The organism is Rhodopirellula maiorica SM1, from assembly GCF_000346295.1.
Taxonomy (GTDB): domain Bacteria; phylum Planctomycetota; class Planctomycetia; order Pirellulales; family Pirellulaceae; genus Novipirellula; species Novipirellula maiorica.
In genome coordinates this window covers 1-3,313 of sequence record NZ_ANOG01000090.1, presented here as the reverse complement: position 1 = coordinate 3,313, position 3,313 = coordinate 1, and the positions used below count along the sequence as shown (strand labels likewise).

Annotated in this window: 2 protein-coding genes; both read right to left on the bottom strand. The window is 55.5% G+C overall.

The genetic code is table 11. From position 1 onward, the window contains the following. Positions 1-26: 26 nt before the first annotated feature. Positions 27-1,982, bottom strand: a complete 1,956-nt coding sequence (locus tag RMSM_RS02715) for a hypothetical protein (protein ID WP_008691211.1) — start codon at positions 1,980-1,982, stop codon at positions 27-29. Between the two features lie 56 nt (positions 1,983-2,038). Then, positions 2,039-3,217, bottom strand: coding sequence for a cytochrome c family protein (locus tag RMSM_RS02710; RefSeq protein ID WP_008691210.1), 1,179 nt, complete (start codon positions 3,215-3,217; stop codon positions 2,039-2,041). Positions 3,218-3,313: the final 96 nt, after the last annotated feature.

Below are 3,313 nucleotides of genomic sequence, written 5' to 3'. Positions count from 1 at the left end.
AGGGTGAAGTAAAGCTGCCAGCAACGCTAAAACTTCCAGCGGTATTCCATCCGCGTCCCATAGACGTCTTCGAGCTCGCCACGCCAGCCGTACATCAGGTCAAAACGCAACAAGGTGGCGTTGGTCAGCGGCATTTGATAACGCGTTCCCGCTGCAAATTGATCCGCCGGAACTGCGGGGTTGCCGTTGCCATGTGGTGAGACATACGCCAATTCGAGCAACCATTGGTGACCGAGATCGTCGGCGATCAAATCGACGCCGACCGCTCCACCGGCGGTGTCGGCTGCGGTCGGATCAAGCGTGGCAAAACCATTGAGTCCATCCGATTCGAAATTGATCCCGGTGTTGCGCAAAATCCCTCCGGAACCTCCCGCTCGAGCGACTGATTGAGGCCGGTTCCAGCCGTAGAAAAAGTTGGCATAGGGGACAAACGTTAATGGATTTGCGGTGATCCAACTGTTCTCGACCAACAACAACGCTCCGTCGGCAGTCCGGTCGTCCTTGGCCAGATCCTGTCCTGAGTTAACGATCACCCGGACACTGTTGCTGATTCGGTCAAAATAACGACGCGTGAAGCTGGCAGTAATATTGTGGTAACTCCGCTCACTCTGGTTGCGATCACGAACATAGGCGTAGCCGGTTTCAATGTACCCGTCATAAGCTTCGATGAACCACGCGGTGCCAAAGGCTTGTGCGGCATGTTCATCGCTACCAAATGCCGCGCTGTTGATTTGATCGACGATGGCAAAGAAGGTTGCGTCAAAGTTGGACCAATTCAACAACCGGCTGTGTCCCGATGGCAATGCGAACGCTGCACCCGTGACTGCATCTTCCATCCAAATTCCGTTTTGGAACAACAGCGGAACCAAACCAATCGTAAACGGCAACTCGAACGGAGAGGTTCGCGATTGGGATGCTCCCATCAACACGCCGAGATCGCCTTCGTAAAATCCGGTCACCGGAGTCAAATCGAATTCGCTCCGGTATTTGATGTCGTCGCCGACTTTTTCCCAGCGAGTGAATTGGTTGTTCTTATCCAGCGGGCCCACGAATCCATGCAATCGATCGGTGTCGGTCAGCTGTAAATCCATGTCTAGATTCAAACGGCTCGCCCAATTGTCGGTGCGTCCCGCAGCATTCCGTCCGGATGCAATCCCGGTGCGGTAATCACCATACAAATAGAATTTGGGACGAACGAGATTTGTGGGGCCGAAGCAATCGATCCCTTTGGGCGTGATGCCATCGCCATACCATTGGCGTCCCCACTGTACCAGCGGGTATTGAGTTGGCACGTCGGCCTTGGCATCGTACGGCAACTGTTCACGTTGCCCATCGTGGTACATCGAGGTGTTCGGAATCGGCGTCGGCGAGAAATCATTCGAGTAATCTCGCGCTGCTGGTGACGAGCATTCATCGGTCGGATCGATGGACAAATCGCTCGCTGCGCCCGTCGTCGAATCAAATGGAAGTTGGTTCCCAAACAGCGACGGATCGCTCTCGACCGGCGGATTCGATCGCAGCACAGGATCGGGGAATTCCAACAAACCGCTGGTCATCGGTTCTGGCGCCAAAGGCAACGAGTCATGTTCCGGTCGCTGGGCGACGCGAGTCTGCAGCGATTGATAAAACCGATCGGTGAGAAACTCGGTCTCCGGAAGGACCCATACCGATTCCTCGGGAGTGATCGGCATGTTGGTGTCGCTGTCGCTGTCGCTGTCGCTGTCGGTGTCGCTGTCGACCGGGGCTGCTTCGACCGGCCTTTCCACTGCCGGTAATCGTGTGGGGTGTTTGACACTCGGTAGCCGCGTCGGGCTCTGGGCGTTGCCGATCCCGCCGGCTGCAACGATCCCAAGCACCATCACGATACCGAGCCAAATGCGAGTTGCGACTCCAAACGGTCCAACGAATTGCCGTGAAGCCATCCGGCGAGCAGCATGAAGCTGGCTGACCACAGAATCGACAATGTTGATGGTCTGGTTCACGACAACGATTGGTTTAAAGGATGAAATGGATTGCGTATTGGACTATCGACCTAAGACTATTGAACCAAGAACGTGTGGCTGCTTTGTCGCACGTCCAACATATTGGCCGACATGCGGCGAAGCATGTCGGGTGTACTGTTGATCTGTCGCATGAAATAGGGTGGTTCCATCCGGCTTCGCATGCGAACGCTCAATCGGTACGGTCCTTTCTTTTTCATCACCGACGCAGGGATGTGGTACTTCGGCATGCGATGATCCAGCGGCGGGATCGAATGGGCTTCCATGCGGATCAGCGGCGGATGATTCAGCACACTGACCGGTACGGCGCCGGGACGCAGAAAGACCAATTGATCTACGCTGAAGTTCAGCGGCAACGCCGCTTCGCGGTCGGTGCCGCGAACATTGTTGATCAAAAATTTGGTTTGCAGATTGAATAGTCCCTTGTCTCGCGGCACCCGCCCCTTTGCCACGTCATATGAATTCATGTCCGCAAGATCGGCATTGGAATCCAAGTAACCGCTCTCCCATACTCGTTGTCCATCAGGATCGATCAACGCGACATTCAACCATAGCTGAGGCTGGGCTCCGAGCGATCCGGTAGGCAAGTTGTGGCCTTCGCTGATATTCGAAACCCGGTAGGCGATGTTCAGCGGCGATCCGGCGCGAGGTTGACTCAAAAAGATGGGGCCTTTGACATCCACACCCGCTTCGAGTGTGATCACGGCGGAGGAGCGTTTCTGTTCGATCTTCAGCAGATTCGCGTCAATGATACGGCGTGCGTCTCGGCGGTCGTCGGTGTTGTCCCACGGCGGTGGGAAGTGCATCCCCGGTGTTACCGATTGCTCAAAGGCTTCGGTTCCCCAGCCTGCACGATCATCAAATTCGAGCCACTCGCGAGGCGAGTATTGCTTGGCTTTGGGGTTATGAGGGAAAATCCCCGGGTGAGCGATCGGGTAGCCCGGCCCCCAAAACGAATGGTTTGCGTGCTTTTTAGGTTCACCATACGGTTTGTCGTTCAGCACGGCAGCGTGGCAATATTCGTAACCCTCGGCTTTGCCAGGGACAGCACCCATGTGGCAATCTTGGCACGAGATGCCTTTGGCTGCGGCAGGTCCATGACGGTATTGCGAATGAACGACTTCAAGCGCAATACCAGGCTGGACCGCGACTTGGTGACATGAAACACAGACGTCACTGTTGGTTAGAGGTTCAAAGAAGAAACTTGAGGCGTGCATCGGTTGACCGGGGCCGGTTTGGTGCGGCGTACGTTTTTAACTCAACTCGTCCGCGCGAGCAATCGCTGCTGCGACGCCGCTATGATGCGAACCGCT